Annotated in this window: 1 protein-coding gene and 1 tRNA gene; one reads left to right on the plus strand and one right to left on the minus strand. The window is 36.9% G+C overall.

All coding sequences use genetic code 11. The annotated features are described in order from the left end of the window. Positions 1–61 precede the first annotated feature (61 nt). On the minus strand, positions 62–817 hold the full coding sequence (locus WDZ40_01390; GenBank protein MEX0877500.1) for a histidine phosphatase family protein: 756 nt from the start codon (positions 815–817) through the stop codon (positions 62–64). 151 nt (positions 818–968) lie between these two features. Here WDZ40_01390 and WDZ40_01395 point away from each other — a divergent pair. Continuing rightward, positions 969–1,040, plus strand: a tRNA-Asn gene (locus tag WDZ40_01395). The last annotated feature ends 1 nt before the right edge of the window (position 1,041 follow it).

The raw sequence follows: 1,041 nt of genomic DNA on the forward strand, positions 1-1,041 counted from the left end.
GTTTTATACTTATACCTCTTATTTTAACATATAAAAAAACCTTCACTTATAGCGAAGGTTTTTACCAGAGCTTTTGATTAAAACTTGTAAGCTTAAATTTTCCTGAAACATCTTTGTACTGAGTTACAGCGCAATTTATGTTATCTATCGTTCTATGTTCATTTAAAAATCTTTTATCGTCCCAATTTTCAATAAAAGCCCTAAGAGAAAGAATGGTTATGAAGTGAGAGATCATCATTACGTTTTCACCTGCGTGTTTATTGCAAATGTTTTGAAACCACATTTCCTGCCTTTGCAAAATATCGGGTACGTTTTCTCCATTTGGAAAACGGTAATAGTAAATATCCTGTAGGTTGTGCAATTTTCTTTGTTCGGGGTTTAGCGCAAAGAAAACTTTAAAATCGCCGTAAAGGGCAATTTCCCCTATCTCCTGTTCCCGTATTTTAAGATCACGTATTACCGGAACATTTCTAAGCTCGGGCCAGACTTTTTGCATTTGCTCCAAGGTTTCAAGTGTACGTTTGTAGGGTGAAACATAAATTACATCAGGTAGTTCATTTGTGGCTCTTAAGGCGTAGGAAGTTCCTCTTGGCTGTTTTCTGCCGGTAAATGTCAAACGACTTTCGTGGTCTGCAATAAACGAACCATATTTTCCTTTAAAGCGTTGCGCTAAAAATTGTACACGCGGAGAATCCGGATTTTTATCGTATTCTATAAGAAATTGTCTATACAATTTTTCGTTGTGCAGTTGTTCGTGCCAGGAGTTTAAGGTTGATTGCCCGTGTCTGATGCACGTAAGCTTTGCCGGGTGATTCAAGGTTTAAACCTCCTCTCTTTTGTAAAAAGAACATTTATGATGATAATACTAAAAAACAGCTTGTTTAGCAAGGTTGAAAAAAATGTTATTTGTGCTAAAATATGTTTGAACATTTGCACATCAGCAAATATAGTGTAAAATGTCCTTATATTCCGCGATAGCTCAATGGTAGAGCAGCTCCCTGTTAAGGAGTTGGTTGTAGGTTCGAGTCCTACTCGCGGAGC

This window comes from Candidatus Spechtbacterales bacterium (assembly GCA_040879145.1).
Taxonomy (GTDB): domain Bacteria; phylum Patescibacteriota; class Minisyncoccia; order Spechtbacterales; family 2-12-FULL-38-22; genus JAWVZY01.